Annotated in this window: 13 protein-coding genes; 12 read left to right on the top strand and 1 reads right to left on the bottom strand. The window is 37.9% G+C overall.

Features of this window, described 5'->3' with window-relative positions; genetic code table 11:
• Positions 1-17 precede the first annotated feature (17 nt).
• From MHB51_RS12290 to MHB51_RS12320, 7 genes are all read left to right on the top strand, one after another.
• Complete coding sequence (locus tag MHB51_RS12290) at positions 18-2,825, top strand: S-layer homology domain-containing protein (protein WP_342558271.1); 2,808 nt, start codon at positions 18-20, stop codon at positions 2,823-2,825.
• 111 nt (positions 2,826-2,936) lie between these two features.
• Positions 2,937-3,929: an MBL fold metallo-hydrolase gene (locus tag MHB51_RS12295; protein WP_342558272.1), complete on the top strand. Its 993-nt coding sequence runs from the start codon at positions 2,937-2,939 to the stop codon at positions 3,927-3,929.
• A 3-nt stretch (positions 3,930-3,932) separates the two neighbouring features.
• Positions 3,933-4,712 carry a helical backbone metal receptor gene (locus tag MHB51_RS12300; protein ID WP_342558273.1) on the top strand — a complete coding sequence of 260 codons (780 nt, stop codon included), beginning with the start codon at positions 3,933-3,935 and terminating at the stop codon, positions 4,710-4,712.
• A 48-nt stretch (positions 4,713-4,760) separates the two neighbouring features.
• Entirely contained in the window at positions 4,761-6,314 is a 1,554-nt protein-coding gene (locus tag MHB51_RS12305) for a diguanylate cyclase (RefSeq protein ID WP_066168689.1), read from the top strand.
• Between the two features lie 184 nt (positions 6,315-6,498).
• Entirely contained in the window at positions 6,499-7,983 is a 1,485-nt protein-coding gene (locus tag MHB51_RS12310; protein ID WP_342471584.1) for a malate:quinone oxidoreductase, read from the top strand.
• A gap of 527 nt (positions 7,984-8,510) precedes the next feature.
• Positions 8,511-9,743 carry a GHKL domain-containing protein gene (locus MHB51_RS12315; protein WP_342558274.1) on the top strand — a complete coding sequence of 411 codons (1,233 nt, stop codon included), beginning with the start codon at positions 8,511-8,513 and terminating at the stop codon, positions 9,741-9,743.
• 170 nt (positions 9,744-9,913) lie between these two features.
• On the top strand, positions 9,914-10,132 hold the full coding sequence (locus MHB51_RS12320) for a DUF1540 domain-containing protein (protein ID WP_066168697.1): 219 nt from the start codon (positions 9,914-9,916) through the stop codon (positions 10,130-10,132).
• A 64-nt stretch (positions 10,133-10,196) separates the two neighbouring features.
• Here MHB51_RS12320 and guaC read toward each other — a convergent pair whose 3' ends face one another.
• A complete protein-coding gene (guaC, locus tag MHB51_RS12325) occupies positions 10,197-11,180 on the bottom strand; it encodes a GMP reductase (protein ID WP_066169079.1) in 984 nt (327 codons plus the stop codon).
• Positions 11,181-11,409: 229 nt separating this feature from the next.
• Between guaC and MHB51_RS12330 the strand changes: the two genes are divergently transcribed.
• From MHB51_RS12330 to MHB51_RS12350, 5 genes are all read left to right on the top strand, one after another.
• A complete protein-coding gene (locus MHB51_RS12330; protein WP_342558275.1) occupies positions 11,410-11,598 on the top strand; it encodes a hypothetical protein in 189 nt (62 codons plus the stop codon).
• Positions 11,599-11,673: 75 nt separating this feature from the next.
• Positions 11,674-12,120, top strand: a complete 447-nt coding sequence (locus MHB51_RS12335) for an SRPBCC family protein (protein WP_342558276.1) — start codon at positions 11,674-11,676, stop codon at positions 12,118-12,120.
• A 127-nt stretch (positions 12,121-12,247) separates the two neighbouring features.
• Positions 12,248-12,850, top strand: a complete 603-nt coding sequence (locus MHB51_RS12340) for a class I SAM-dependent methyltransferase (RefSeq protein ID WP_342558277.1) — start codon at positions 12,248-12,250, stop codon at positions 12,848-12,850.
• A 342-nt stretch (positions 12,851-13,192) separates the two neighbouring features.
• Complete coding sequence (locus tag MHB51_RS12345) at positions 13,193-14,419, top strand: ABC transporter substrate-binding protein (protein WP_066169082.1); 1,227 nt, start codon at positions 13,193-13,195, stop codon at positions 14,417-14,419.
• Positions 14,420-14,491: 72 nt separating this feature from the next.
• Entirely contained in the window at positions 14,492-15,367 is an 876-nt protein-coding gene (locus MHB51_RS12350; protein WP_066168708.1) for a branched-chain amino acid ABC transporter permease, read from the top strand.
• The last annotated feature ends 7 nt before the right edge of the window (positions 15,368-15,374 follow it).

Here is a 15,374-nt window from a genome sequence, read left to right on the forward strand (position 1 = left end):
GAACAGGAGGGGCAGAGATGGAGAAAAATCAATTATTTATTTTAGCGACAGCGGGGGTTGTCACAGCGAGCGCTGTTGCAGGGGGTGGGCTAGCAGCACAAGCCGCTGAAGTCCCATTTTCAGATGTGCAGGAGAAAAACAGTCATTACGAAGCGATTATAAATTTGGCCGAGCGCGGCATTATTCATGGCTATCCCGATGGCACATTTAAACCGAATGAAGCGGTGACATATGCACAGGCTGCGAAAATGATTGCAGGCGTTATTGGCATGGAAGGAACAGGCGAGGAGCTTCTACAATTATCGGGTATTTTGGACAATCCAGCCCATATTAATCAACCTATCACACGTTATAAGATGGCTGCGATTATTGCACAAACATTGCAGTTACCTACTTCAGAGAGTGTAGCCATGCCATTTATAGATGTGGAGGTAGCTCATCAACAAGCAGTAGCTGCGTTATTTGCCAATCATATTACAAAGGGGACATCTACTACTACTTTTAGCGGTAATCAATTTGTGACACGTGGTCAATTAGCAACATTTATCGTTAGAGCAGAGCGTGCAAGCGAGCATGCACGCTCTGTTAATCAGGTTACGGGGGCTACTATTACCGTACAAAATATTGAAAATGGAGAGCTGGTAACAGATGCGCAGAAATGGTCCATTGGCACAAATGCACAGCCCATTTTAAACGTTAAAAATGCGGCTGCTTTAGCTGGGGCAAAGCTAGATGTCATTATTGTAAACGGAGAAATTACTGAAGTGTTGGCAATCGACCTAAATGCATCGGGAGAGTCCAACGCCCATGTAGTATTGGATGGTGGCAATGCCTCTGTTGGTTATATTGTAGTCAATGCTGATTTTATTGAATTAAAAAACATAACAATCGAGGCAGACCTTCGTGTTGCGGGGCAAACTTCCTATATCGCGTTAGACGGAGTAAATGTCTATGGAGAAATGTTTTTACAGGAGAATGAGACACCTAAAGTAGCATCGCTAACTAAGGTAGCCACTAATTTTTTTGTAACGGTAACGGAAATTAACGGCAGCTTCATCAACGCTATTTTTGTGGGATCAGGGGCGGTGATTAATTCTAATGATTCACTACCATATATCAATTTCATTAGCCCATCATTAGAAATAAATGTCCCTCATGTTGGTATGGTTGATATGAATCCTAACATGTATCCAAATCAGGTTTTGGATGGTTCAGCTGTAATTGATTTATTGTCAATGAATCCAGATTTAATGGGGGCGATTCTGGATAATTTGAATAAAATTCGAGCAGAGAATGAGCAATTTTTAGAAAACCTAAGGTCTTCAATGGAGAATAGCGACATGCTCAACGAGCTAGGAGCGAATATTGACATGTCCAACCAGCTAGATGCGCTAATAGCTTCGATTATGAGAACTGCACAGCAACAATTACCTGAAGAACGAATAAGAGAAATTGTCGAACAGCTTGCCCCTAACTTATCACAACAAGATAAAGAAAAAATGCAAGGAGTAGCTGATTCCTATGTTAGAGATGAGTTGCAAAAGTTAAGGCTAGAAGAATTGAAAAAGCAGCAAGAGGCGAGACTGCAGGAGCTAGAAAATAAAAAGAAACAACTAGAAGAGGAGAACCGCAGGAGGGCAGAAGAATTGCGTGCTAGATTACAAGGTAAATTAAAAATAGACAATGTTCTTCTACCTGAGGCAGCAAATGCTGGACTTGTACTTGGAGAGGGAGTAGAGGTAGGAAATATTACAACAGACCTTCCATTAGATCAATTGCGCCAACGAATCGAAAACCGAGGGCAAATCCGCACAATTACACAGGCCAATGGCCAACAATTACCGTTCACTCCAGCAGTCGTAGATAATAGCTCGAGCGGTAGCAATACTGGTGGAGGCAGCTCTGGCAGCGGAAATACAAATCCGCCACTTGTAATAACGAGCCTTGAAGCAATGATTGGCAATGCGCTTGAACAGCTAGCTGAGGTGAAAAATGGCACGATACCTATATCGGAAAATGGTTATGATATTTCTTACGACCAGGCATGGATACCTCAAAGGGCAGTAAATACACTAGAAATGGCGATTACAGAGGCACAAACTATGGTGACAGATGCCAAGCGCTCACCAATTGCTAATCAACGGGTTGCATCCTTAACTAATATGAATCTTTTAGTAGCTGTGACTCAAACAGACATTAATAATATGGTAGAAAAGCTTGAAAAACTAGGAAATATTCAGCACATTGCTAGTGGTTTGCAGGAGCTTGTGGCAATCCAGCAAGCATTAGACGGGGAAGAGTTAATGATTTATTTGGATGGAGAAGAACCAAGTGTTGGCATAGTGTACGAAGCTATTTGGTCCATTCTATATGATAAGTTTGAGGAAGAGCAATTGGCAACTATATTCGGGTTACTAGAGGAAATGCGAAATGCTATTCAAATAACTGGTGATACAGTAACATTTATATTAAATGAAGCGATTTCTTATACCGACCCTGTAACACAGCAAACAACAGAGCTTGTACCAGCAATAATTGCGCAGTTAACAATTAAACAAGAGGTAAACTCACCAACATCTATCATAATTAATGCAATAGGGGCTGGGAAAGATGATTTGGAGCTAGTCCTTACTTGTGCAGAAAGTGTTCCAGTAGAGCTAGTAGACAAAATGGTAGAAGTTACGTTTGATACTACAACAATTGGTGGTGCAATCAGTGGGATAGATGGGAATCAAATTTTTATCACACTAAATGCCCCATCTGAGGGATATCCGAGAGCGATTACACTTGCAGACTATGAATTTATTTTACAACCTATATATTAGAAAAATGTGCGAACGCATCGCTCATTAGATAGCCTGTTAATATAGGATAAAATGGCTTAGACATGTTAGAATCATTCTAACATGTCTTTTCAATAGGTAAGGGGTATTCATATGGAACCAATTATTCAAGCTGGCAATAAAAAAGTGTATCCGATTATTTATAAGCCATCCCAAAATTCGCGTGATAGTATCAACTGCTTTTTAGTAGAGGATGCCTATAGTTTGACGTTAATTGATGCGGGGATAGAACATCCTGTTTATAAGCAGTTTTTCAAGGAGCAGCTTGCGGCATATGGCTTTCAACTACAGGATATTTCACAAATTTTATTAACACACCATCATAATGACCATACCGGGATGGTTAATGATATTGTCGCATGTAAAGAAATTCCTGTTTATGCAAGCGATAAAGCGGTTCCGCGATTGCGTTTCGAGCCCGATTTTTTGCATTATAAAATTGTTTTTTTCGAGCGGTTATATAGAGCGTACGATGTGTTACATATGCCAGCGGCCATGCAACGTATGGCGAAGTTAAAGGCAACTTATGAGCAGCGCGAGCAATTGAAAGTGCAGGCAGAGATACTCCCGTTGCATCAATCGCAAATGCTAGGTGATTTTCGCATTCATTATTTCCCGGGACATTCGCCTGATTCAATTGCTTTTTATGATGAGAGTACAAAATGGCTATTTGCTGGGGATATTATGTTTGCTAACAGTATACCGAATGCGCTAGTAGATTTTGATGAAGAAGGGGCAATGCTCCCAACTGTGCAGCAACAGCGAGAATCCTTTTATGCTTTGCAAAGCTTTGAGCTAGCGCATGTGTTTGCAGGTCATCAGCCGAGCTTTACAAATGCAAAACAAGTAATCGAGCAGAGCTTGCGGCGAATGGAGCTGAAATGGCAACGTATCGAGCAGGCAATGCAGCAAGGGGAACGAACAGGTCAACAATTAGCACAGGCGGTGTACGGCACGAAGCTAGAGAAAGCATTTATTTTTGTACTGTCGGATATTATTGGTTATACGCATTATGGCGAAATGCAAAAGAAGATGACCATTCATAAAGAAAAGGAAGTTTGGCTATTTAATAATGAGAGGAGATAAAATATGCGAACAATAATAGACCATATTGGGCGACAGGTGACATGTTCTACTCAACCACAGCGCATTATTTCCATTTGCCCTGCCATTACCGAAACATTATTTGCTATAGGCGCAGAAGAGCTACTAATCGGGCGTACGAAGTATTGCATTTTTCCGAAAGGACAGGTAGAGAAATTAACGCCTGTCGGTGGTACGAAGCAGGTTGATATCAACTTGATAAAGCAGCTAAAGCCGGATTTAATACTTGCAGAGAAAGAGGAAAATACAGCGGAAATTGTGACACAGCTTGAGCAAATTGCCCCAGTGTTTGTAGCGGAGGTGCAAGCGATTGAGGATGGTTATCGTCTTATAGAAACGCTCGGTATGTTAACAAATAAAAATAATAAGGCGACGAAGCTTGTACAGGCAAGCAAAGCGGGCTTTGCCTCTTTACCTCAGCAAAATCGAGGGCTAGCGGGCTATGTTATTTGGCGCAAACCGTACATGGTAGTTGGCGATACGACGTATATTCATGATGTTTTAGCGCGCCTTGGTTTTGAAAATCCGTTTGCGCAGCTAGACGGACGTTATCCAATTGTGTCGCAAGAGCAATTTAAAGCAACACAGTTAGATGTATTATTTCTTGCATCAGAGCCATTTCCTTATAGTGAGAAGCATATTGCTGAATTTCAGGAATTTTTACCTCATACGAAAATTGTACTTGTGGATGGCGAAATGTTTTGGTATGGCGCAAAAATGGTAGAAGCCTCAAGCTATTTAACTGCGCTTGTGAAGCAGCTATAAATATTAGTACATATAAGAAAATCAAAACATAAAACGAGGTAGGTCATAGTGCATTCACAAATAACAACAATTGTCACAATATTCATTACAGCAGGTGTGCTAAATCTTTATTTGAGCTTGCATGTATTAATTAAGCGCCATCATTATACTAAAATTATTTATCTATTTATGGCTTATACCGCATTAATAGCTGTTTATTGCTTTGCGGCAGGATTTGGTTTATTAGCTACATCTATAGAAGAAGTGAAGGTTTGGACTGTTTTTCAATATTTAGGTATAGCAGTAACACCACCATTAGGATTGCTTCTTATCATGCAATATTTGGGGTTTCGCGTAACGAAAAAGGTTTTTATTGGCTTGCTCATTATCCCCATCATTACATTGCTCATGGTAGCGACAAATGACTATCATCATCTGCATTACAAAATATTTGAATTTGATGCTGCTTTAGGCAAGCCTTATATTTATCAAGAAATCGGGCTATGGTATTCAATTCATGGGGCATTTATTTTTGCTAGCATGCTAGTTGCTTTTTTTCTATTGCTTTTCCATTGGAAAGAAACAGATAAAGTTTATCGTCCACAATTAATCGCATTAATGGGAAGTCAGTTTCTCCCTATGACAATGGCTTTTATCTACTCCCTAGGTTTAACGCCTGACGGTTTCGATCCTGTGCCAGCAGTACTAGTAATCTCATCTTTATTATTTTTGTGGGCAATCCGTTCATCAAGTCTGTTTCGTAATATGCCGGTAGCTAAAGATAGGATTTTTAACAGCATTAATGACGGTGTTGTTGTATTAGACGACCATCATCGTTTGATTGAGTTTAATCAAGCATGTAGTCAAATGTTTCCGCAGTTAAAAAGATCCATGCTCGGAATGAGCTTTCAGGATGTATGGGACTCATTATTAGAAAAACCTATGCCTTATACACTTGACTCGTTAGCAACAATGCAGGAAGTTTCGCTGCCAGAAACAGGACGTACCTATCAAGTGCGTTTATCTGCCTTACAGCAGCCGAATTATCAAAATGGCTTAGTTATCATTTTCAATGATATTACAGAGTTAAAGGATTTACAGCTCAAGCTAGAGCAATTAGCTTATTATGATGAATTGACGCAAATCTATAATCGTCGAGCTTTTTTTGAGAAGTGTATGCAACTATATACGGTGGCAAAGGAGCAAAATGCCCCTTTCACAGTGATGTTAATGGATGTGGATTACTTTAAAAAGGTAAATGATACATATGGTCATGCAATTGGTGACCAAGTGTTGGCACATGTTGCACAAGTTTGTAAATCGCAGTTAAAGGACAAGGAATTGTTTGCACGTTATGGCGGGGAAGAATTTGTCCTTGCATTGCCAAATTATTCAGTAGTAGAGGCGGAGCAATTAGGAAATCAAATACGCCAAGCTATAGAGAATACACCATTAGTTAAAGATGACATCGTAGTAGCTACAACAATTAGCGGCGGTTTAGCTGAAGCAGCAAAGGAAATAGAAGAAACTTTATATCAATTATTGAATGCGGCAGATAAAGCATTATATAGAGCCAAGCACAATGGACGAAACTGTATATATGGGGGGCCTGACAGGAAATAAGCGGTTTCATTATTTGCTTTAATAATGAAGGACTAGGCTCGAAAAGTAATGATAACTCTCGTATTGCTAGTATATATTTTAATAATGGCGGAATTGTGATACACTGCTATAAGGTAATAAATGATATAGGAAAATAGGGCGTCTATTTTTCTACAAATCTTAATATATAATGAGGAAGGTAAAAATGAGTAACAGACATACACAATCAGATGTTATCTTAATTGGTGCCGGAATAATGAGTGCTACTTTGGGGGCAATCCTTAAAGAATTAGCGCCAGATTGGAAAATTACAGTGTTTGAGCAGCTTGATAAAGCGGGTGAGGAAAGCTCTCACGAATTAAATAATGCAGGGACAGGACATGCTGCATTATGTGAGCTGAACTATACTTCTGAAAAATCTGACGGCTCAATTGACATCAGCAAAGCAATTAATGTAAACGAGCAATTCCAAGTTTCAATGCAGTTTTGGTCATACTTAGTGCAAAATAAACTAATCGACAACCCGCAAGATTTTATTATGCCGCTACCTCATATGAGTATGGTGCAAGGTGCAGATAATGTAGTGTTTTTGAAAAAACGTTTTGAAACAATGATTCAAAATCCACTATTTAAAGGTATGGAGTTTTCAGATAATCCAGAAACGCTAAAACAGTGGATTCCACTTATTATGAACGACCGCAAGTCTAATGAGCCAATTGCCGCTACTAAAATTGATACAGGTACGGATGTGAACTTTGGTGCTTTAACACGTATGCTCGTTAAAAACTTAGAAAACCAAGGTGTAGAAGTAAACTTTAAACATAGTGTACACAGCATAAACCGTATGAAAAATGGATTATGGGAAGTAAAAGTCCATGATAAAGACGGCTGCAGAATGGAATACCATAAGGCGAAATTCGTCTTCCTCGGCGCAGGTGGTGGAAGCTTAGAGCTATTGCAAAAAACAGGTATTCCTGAAGGGAAGCATATCGGTGGTTTCCCAATCAGTGGATTATTTTTACAATGTAAAAATGAAGAAATTATTAACCAACATCATGCAAAAGTATATGGGAAGGCAGCGGTTGGCGCACCACCAATGTCAGTTCCACATTTAGATACACGCTATATTGATGGAAAAAAATCCCTATTATTTGGACCGTTCGCAGGCTTCTCACCGAAGTTCTTAAAAACAGGCTCAAATATGGATTTAGTAGCATCGATTAAGCCGCATAATATTTTAACATTGCTTGCTTGTGGCGCGAAAGAAATGTCTTTAACAAAATATTTAATTCAACAGCTATTATTATCAAAAGAACAACGCATGGACGAGCTACGTGATTTTGTTCCTAATGCAAAATCAGAGGATTGGGAAGTAATTGTCGCAGGTCAACGTGTACAAGTAATTAAAGATACAGAGGCAGGCGGAAAAGGCACGCTACAATTTGGTACGGAAGTTGTTAGCGCGGCTGACGGTTCAATTGCAGCATTATTAGGTGCTTCACCAGGTGCTTCAACAGCCGTTCCAGTTATGCTTGAAGTAATCAAGCGCTGCTTCCCACAAGAGCTGAAAAAATGGGAGCCAAAAATTAAAGAAATGATTCCATCATTCGGTCAAAAATTAATGGACAACCCAGCACTTTTAGAAGAAATTCACGCTTCAACAGCGGAAGTATTGCAATTCAATAAATAATCAAAAACGGGGACGTCTGAAAAGCGTGCAAAGCACTTCTTTTCAGGCGTTTCTTTTGTGTTCTATTAAAATAAATAAGTAAAAATTCCATATTCGTTGTATCAATGATGAGTTAGTTTTTTGGATGGCTCCGTTTTTCATGGGTAAAATCAACCTACTAATTGACAGATAAGATTAAGGTAAAAATCTGTGAGGTCTAAACATAGAATAAATCAGAGAAAAAACAGTTGTCTAATGGGAATTTGTGCAAGGAATTTATGGTACAATTGTAGTAGTATGTATAAAGTAAGCCTTCATCCTTACAGATTGTTGATTTTATATTCTGGGGAAATATTTACATAACCAAAACTGTATGAATCGAAAGTTATATCCTTACAGCCAGTTAATATTGAATAAATAGAATCATAAAGAAAATAATTATAGAGGACTTATAATGTTGTATGAAAAATAAAAATATAAAAGTTATAATGGCTCTTTCGATAATGCTACTCCTTCTTTTCACTACAGCAAATGTGGTGATTTCCTATATGAAGATGAAGAATACTGTAGAAGAGTCCATTATTAGTCAAAGCCTTTCAATTGGTGAATCAATTGCTCGGTCGATTGATATGAAAACATATAAAAGATTTTTAGGAAATCCAGAAAAAAATAATTACTATTGGGCCATTAGAAGTTATTTAAGCGATGCTAAAGATAAAACGGGTGCGTTATATATGTATACAATGGAAATTAATAATCCAAGTGTCGCAAGAGCAATGGTTGTTGGTCAGCCTGTTAACGAAGAGCAATCTGATGATTATCCAATAGGGGAAATTTGCTTAATACCTAAAAAATTCGTAAGGGAGGCATTTTTCCAAGGAACACCGTTTGTAACGGATTTTGTGGAAGACTCAAAATACGGCACGTATTTAACTGTAGGTGTCCCAATTAAAGATGAGGCTGAGCAAGTAATCGGTTATTTAGGAATTGATTTAAGTGCAAGTTCCTTAGATAACATTAAAAAGGATATTTTAGAAAATAACATTTTACTGTTTATTTTTAATGGTGCTTTAATTATTATTACTATCACTTCATTCTTTTTAATTCAACGCTGGTATCAAAAGGAGCTAGCGAAGGAAGTTGATGAAACAGAAGATACATATCAAACAGAGATTAAATCATTAATTACATCTGTTTCTTCTTTAAGACATGATTTTACGAACCATATTCAAGTGTTATATGGCTTTTTACAATTAAGAGAAGCAGAGCAAGCAAGGCAGTATGTTGAGGCTTTAAGCAAGGAAGTGCAAACACTGGAATCGATTAAATTAGATATTAATCACCCAGGTCTTGCTATCTTGTTACAAACGAAGAAGCTAGCTGCACAAAATAATCAAATTGATATGAGTTTTACAGTTGCGCAAAGCTCCTTTGATTATATAAAAACGATAGATTTAATTAAGATTTTATCAAATCTTATTGATAATGCGATTGATGCAACGATTGTATTACCAGAAGAACAGCGAAAAATTGTTGTAGATTGCACAGTCGATTTTAAAAAGTACATTTTCCAAATAACAAATACAGGGCCTAAAATTTCGCCAAATACGCCAATTTTTGAGCAAGGATACTCTACAAAACGAGAAGAAAAAGATAAAGTGCATGGACAAGGGTTATTTATCGTTAAAAGTATTGTTGAAAAATATGATGGACAAATTTCACTTTATTCTAAAAATGATTCAGAAACAGTTGCGTATGTGGAGATTCCATTGAAATTTTAGTGTAACTAGAGCGGTTTGAAAAACTTGTTTTAGTCTTTCCAAACAACTTTGGATATAGTATGTACTTTCTTTTTTAGATTATGAAAGCTCCTCCCAATGGGCATAATACTTTATAAGAAATAGAGATAGTTTGCTCTATTTTCTGCTAAATATGACGGAGGAGGAGAACAATGCCACAAGTAGAAGTGAACTGTACAGTGGTGAATTGTATTTTTCATGCCAAAGGTGATCTTTGCGGCGCAGAGCGGATTCAAGTGGATATGGATGAGCGTATAAGCAAAAAAAGCAATATGGAGTTTGCGCGCGATTTTGATTTGCATGCTAACCCAGAAAAGGCTCGCTATTCCTTTGAAACGTGCTGTAATACATTTAGACCTAAGGATGTATAGGAGTAAGGAAACGTCCCCAAAGTAGTGCCACAGCGCTGCTTTGGGGACGTCCATTTTGTTTATTTTAATATACTTTATCCCCATTAAAGATAGAGTTTTTCACGATGACATAGTCAACAGTTCGAATGGCATCAAGCTTTGTGCCGCCAGCATATGAAATGGATGATTGTAAATCTTGCTCCATTTCAATTAATGTCTCCTTTAATGGTCCCTTGTGGTCGACGTACATTTTTTTCCCTTCGACATTTTTCTTTTCACCTTTTTGGAATTCAGAGGCTGAACCAAAATATTCTTTGACTAGTTTGCCATCGATTTCAATTGTTTCACCTGGTGATTCCTCATGACCTGCGAATAATGAACCAATCATAACCATCGTAGCACCAAAACGTACAGATTTTGCGATATCGCCGTGTGTGCGAATGCCGCCATCTGCAATAATTGGTTTTGTTGCAGCCTTTGCACACCAGCGTAAAGCTGCTAATTGCCAGCCGCCTGTACCGAAGCCTGTTTTAATTTTTGTAATACAAACTTTACCCGGTCCAATCCCTACTTTTGTCGCATCAGCACCAGCATTTTCAAGCTCTCGTACAGCTTCAGGAGTTCCTACGTTTCCTGCGATAACGAAGCTGTTTGGTAAGTGCTTTTTCAGATGCTGAATCATGCGAATAACAGCATTAGAATGACCGTGTGCGATATCAATTGTAATAAATTCAGGCACTAAGCTGTCAGCCGCTAATTGCTCAACAAAAGCGTATTCTTCTTCTTTTACACCAACACTAATTGAAGCAATCAAGCCACGAGCGTGCATATCTTTAATAAAATTAACGCGTGTTTCAGGATTGAAGCGATGCATAATGTAAAAATAGCCCTGTTCAGCTAACATTAAAGCAATTTTTTCATCAATGATTGTTTGCATATTAGCAGGTACTACTGGTAATCGAAATTTATGTCCGCCAAGTGTAACAGACGTATCACATTGTGAACGGCTGTCTACAATACATTTATTAGGAATTAATTGAATGTCTTCATAATCAAATACGTTATCCATCATATAAACACCTCTAAAAACGAATATTTTTTTTATTATGAGCGAAAATGTTCGCCATTTGGTAATTTACCCGATTTTAGAACAAATGTCAAAGGAAACGTAATGAAAAGATAAAATTATGGGGCTAATTTCACCTTTTATTGTTAAAAAACACGCTATTTGCTACTATATGAAGTATATTTGTTTTAACTTGATTCAGTAGAAATCCCCCACTTCTATAAGTGGAGGGATGAATGCAAAAAAATATTTTAAATCAGAGGGAGACTCAAGTTCCCTGCTGATTCAAGTTAAGCCTCTGGTGGATGTCACAGATTTTGAAGGGGAGTTTTTAAACGAGCTTGAAAAAATTTGGACGCAATTATGCGAAGGCGTAATTGACTTCAGCAAATATTTGGTTACTTGTGTCAATTCTGAATGAAGTGTATAGCTAATGTCTTCAATATGGAAAAACAAGTAGCAGGGGTGTAATTAATTGTTTAGGGGGGATTTAGAAATGGCAACAAGTGTTCATCAAGAAACAATTCAAATTACGAAAGAGGCATTATGGAAATTTATTCAAGATAAAGAGAGCTGGGCAGTATTAATTCCGGGTTATCTACATCATGAATTTCCTACTGCACAGCAAATGATTTGGGTATTTCAAGGGGATTTTGGCATTATACAGAAGGCTGTAAAATTACAATTAGACGAAACAGCAAGCGTAGCTGGGGAGAAATTAGCTTTTAACTTAGTCGGCTTATCTGACAATATTAATGGTAGTGGCTATTTTGAAATAGCTCCAGCTGCTGACGGTAATTATTCATTAACTGGGAGCCTAACGATGACTGCTGGTGGCTTTTTGGCCGCGATGATTAATCCTGTATTAGAAGGCTTTGTACCAAAGACGGTGGAAACACTCGTACAATCAATGACACGAGAAGTGAGTAAGGTAAGTAATTAATTTGCTATGTACACAGTGAGGGCTAGTTGGAAAGCTGTGCAGTGAGACTTTCATCAAAATTTGAAAAAAATTTATAAATTTTTCATTAGCAATTATGATGCATGTTTGATGAAAGGAGGCAAATGCGATGAAAGAGCATGATTTTGAAAAGTTATTACGAATAAATACTGCTGGCTTTCAATATGGTTTTCCAAAGCTGGCGCATTACCATCGATATGAGCCTACGCCATATACAGGACTTGAGCAGCTTTTTGAGAATTATACATTGCCCGACAATGCTACTTTTGTTGATATTGGCTGTGGCAAGGGACGTGTTCCCATTTATATTCATTACCGCTTCCATATTCCTGTTGTTGGTATTGAGATGGATGAGAAATTTTTTATTGAAGCACAACAAAATAGAGAAGCATATTTAGAAAAGGCGCAGAAAAAGCATGTACCTATTACATTTTTTCGTATGATAGCAGAGCGATATATTGTGAAAAAAGAGGATAATGTATTTTTCTTTTTCAATCCATTTTCTATTGATATTTTCCGTAAAGTAGTAGCGAACATACTATACTCATTTGAATATAACCCAAGAAATATTCATATTATTCTATACTATCCTGCAATTGATTACTTGTTTTACCTTGAACAAGAAACGCCTTTTACACTACGGAAAGAAGTGCGTTTAAAAGGGGAGTCAAATGCTAATGAACGTATATGTGTTTATACGCTATTATTTTAAATGTTGAACTTCTATGTTAGTTGAAGCTATCGTAGGAGTTCGTACCTATAGGGTGAAACAACCTCTACTTAAACTACTTTGACTTCATTTTAAATTTTGCAAGGGGGGTTTTACAGCCTGTTAATATGGGGTAAATTTGGAGAAAATCAAGAGCAAAAAATATTAAAAAGGTATGGACGTAATAATAAAAATCAAGTACAATACAGGAGCCTGAAATATCTGAATACTTAATTTAACTAGATATTTCGGAATATTTAAAATTATATTGTACAGGACGAATGTTTTATGTATAATTATCTGAAAATACTAAACATTAGAAAATTGATGAGAGGGTGTTTTATAATTATGAAAAATTATAAACTAAAGAAATTTGCTTCTATATTCTTAGCAACTTCAGTTTTGGCTGGTGCATTAGCAGGTTGTGGCGCTGATTCTGGCGGAAGTTCGTCATCAAACGGTGGATCATCAGGCAGTGGTAACTCTGCTTCTGGCGATACAATCAAAATTGGGGCTAACCTTGAATTATCTGGTGCAGTAGCATCATACGGCTCATCAATTGGTGATGGCGCAACATTAGCGGTAGAGGAAATTAATGCAAATGGCGGCATTAACGGTAAAAAAATTGAGTTAATCAAAGTGGATAATAAATCTGAAAACTCTGAGGCAACATCTGCTGCGATTCGTTTAGCAGAGCAGGAGAAGGTTGTTGCAATGATTGGTCCAGCAACATCTGGGAATACAGTAGCAACTGTACAAATTGCCAATCAATATAAAGTTCCTGTTGTAACAGCATCTGGAACTGCACCAAACGTAACAGAAAATGCGGACGGTTCAATTAATGAATTTGCATTCCGTACATGCTTTATCGACCCATTCCAAGGAACTGTAGCGGCAAACTTTGCAACGAATGAACTAGGTGCAAAAAATGTAGCAATTTTTGCTGATAATGCTTCTGACTACGCAAAAGGCTTAGCTGCATCGTTTAAGGAAACAATTGAAGCGAACGGTGGAAAAGTTGTCATTGAACAAGCTTATGTAGCAAAAGATGTAGATTTCAAATCGACATTAACGAATATTAAAGGGGCAAACCCAGATTTCATTTTCATTCCAGGTTACTATGAGGAAGTAGGTTTAATTGTTAAGCAAGCACGTGAGCTAGGCATCACAGCGCCATTAATGGGGGCTGATGGTTGGGATTCACCGACTTTAGTTGACTTAGCTGGAAAAGATGCATTAAACAATACATTCATTACAAATCACTATTCATCCGAAGATCCTGATGCGACAATTCAGAAGTTTGTAGAAGCATTCAAAGGGAAATACAACCAAGCTCCAAATGCTTTCCACGCTTTAGGATATGACACTGTATACTACTTGAAGGATGCAATTGAGCGTGCGGGTGATGATGTGACAGGCGAAACGATTAAAAATATGTTAGCTGAAACAAAAGATTTAGGCTTAGTGACAGGTACATTTACAGTAGATGAAAAACACAACCCAGTTAAATCGGCAACAGTTCTTGAATTCAAAGACGGCAATCAAGTGTTCAACTCTAAAGTGAATCCTTAATCGTTAAGTGACATGAAAGGGGGGCGAGCGTTGGCCTCCCTTTTTTACCGTTAAATTAAAGGAGTGAGAATAATGGAATGGATACAGCAACTCGTAAATGGGATTTCACTCGGAAGTATATATGCGTTAATTGCCCTTGGATATACGATGGTTTATGGAATTATCAAATTAATTAACTTTGCACATGGTGACGTTTTCATGCTTGGTGCCTTTATCGGCTTCTTTGCAATTGCTAGATGGGATATGCATTTTATTCCAGCTTTATTAATGGCGATGATTTTATGTGCAGTAATAGGGGTTATTATTGAAAGGGTAGCTTATAAGCGTCTACGCAATGCAACGCGCATTGCCGCATTAATTACAGCTATCGGGGTATCTCTGTTAATTGAATACACAGTTATTTTCTTCCGTGGTGCATCACCGGAGGCATATCCAGCAGTTTTTGCAAGTACATCTATAGAAATTTTGGGTGTACAAATTGATACAAAATCTATTTTTATTTTGACGGTATCAATTGTTTTAATGCTATTATTACAGTTTATTGTACACCGTACGAAAATCGGTAAGGCGATGCGTGCCGTTTCGCATGATGCTGATGCAGCACGTTTAATGGGTATTAATGTAGACAATACAATTTCAGCGACATTTGCAATTGGCTCGGCGTTAGCTGGAGCAGCAGGGGTTATTTTCGGTATATATTATACGAGAATAGACCCATTAATGGGCGTATTACCGGGCTTAAAGGCATTCGTTGCAGCCGTTTTAGGTGGTATTGGCATTATTCCGGGTGCAATGGCTGGTGGTCTTGTGCTAGGGGTAGTAGAAACAGTTGTTAGTGCACTCGGGTTTTCTTTATGGCGAGATGCAGCAGCATTCGTTATTTTAATCTTAATTTTAATTTTACGACCAGCGGGTATTTTCGGTAAAAATGCTCGTGAGAAAGTGTAGGTGAGCT

Source organism: Metasolibacillus sp. FSL K6-0083, assembly GCF_038630865.1.
GTDB lineage: Bacteria > Bacillota > Bacilli > Bacillales_A > Planococcaceae > Metasolibacillus > Metasolibacillus fluoroglycofenilyticus.

What these genes read in the sequence shown, in the direction of transcription:
- MHB51_RS12330 (WP_342558275.1), top strand. Translation starts at nt 11,410, where the DNA reads ATGAATGCAAAAAAATATTTTAAATCAGAGGGAGACTCAAGTTCCCTG.
- guaC (WP_066169079.1), bottom strand. Translation starts at nt 11,180, where the DNA reads ATGGATAACGTATTTGATTATGAAGACATTCAATTAATTCCTAATAAA.
- MHB51_RS12320 (WP_066168697.1), top strand. Translation starts at nt 9,914, where the DNA reads ATGCCACAAGTAGAAGTGAACTGTACAGTGGTGAATTGTATTTTTCAT.
- MHB51_RS12315 (WP_342558274.1), top strand. Translation starts at nt 8,511, where the DNA reads ATGAAGATGAAGAATACTGTAGAAGAGTCCATTATTAGTCAAAGCCTT.
- MHB51_RS12300 (WP_342558273.1), top strand. Translation starts at nt 3,933, where the DNA reads ATGCGAACAATAATAGACCATATTGGGCGACAGGTGACATGTTCTACT.
- MHB51_RS12310 (WP_342471584.1), top strand. Translation starts at nt 6,499, where the DNA reads ATGAGTAACAGACATACACAATCAGATGTTATCTTAATTGGTGCCGGA.
- MHB51_RS12335 (WP_342558276.1), top strand. Translation starts at nt 11,674, where the DNA reads ATGGCAACAAGTGTTCATCAAGAAACAATTCAAATTACGAAAGAGGCA.
- MHB51_RS12340 (WP_342558277.1), top strand. Translation starts at nt 12,248, where the DNA reads ATGAAAGAGCATGATTTTGAAAAGTTATTACGAATAAATACTGCTGGC.
- MHB51_RS12295 (WP_342558272.1), top strand. Translation starts at nt 2,937, where the DNA reads ATGGAACCAATTATTCAAGCTGGCAATAAAAAAGTGTATCCGATTATT.
- MHB51_RS12350 (WP_066168708.1), top strand. Translation starts at nt 14,492, where the DNA reads ATGGAATGGATACAGCAACTCGTAAATGGGATTTCACTCGGAAGTATA.
- MHB51_RS12290 (WP_342558271.1), top strand. Translation starts at nt 18, where the DNA reads ATGGAGAAAAATCAATTATTTATTTTAGCGACAGCGGGGGTTGTCACA.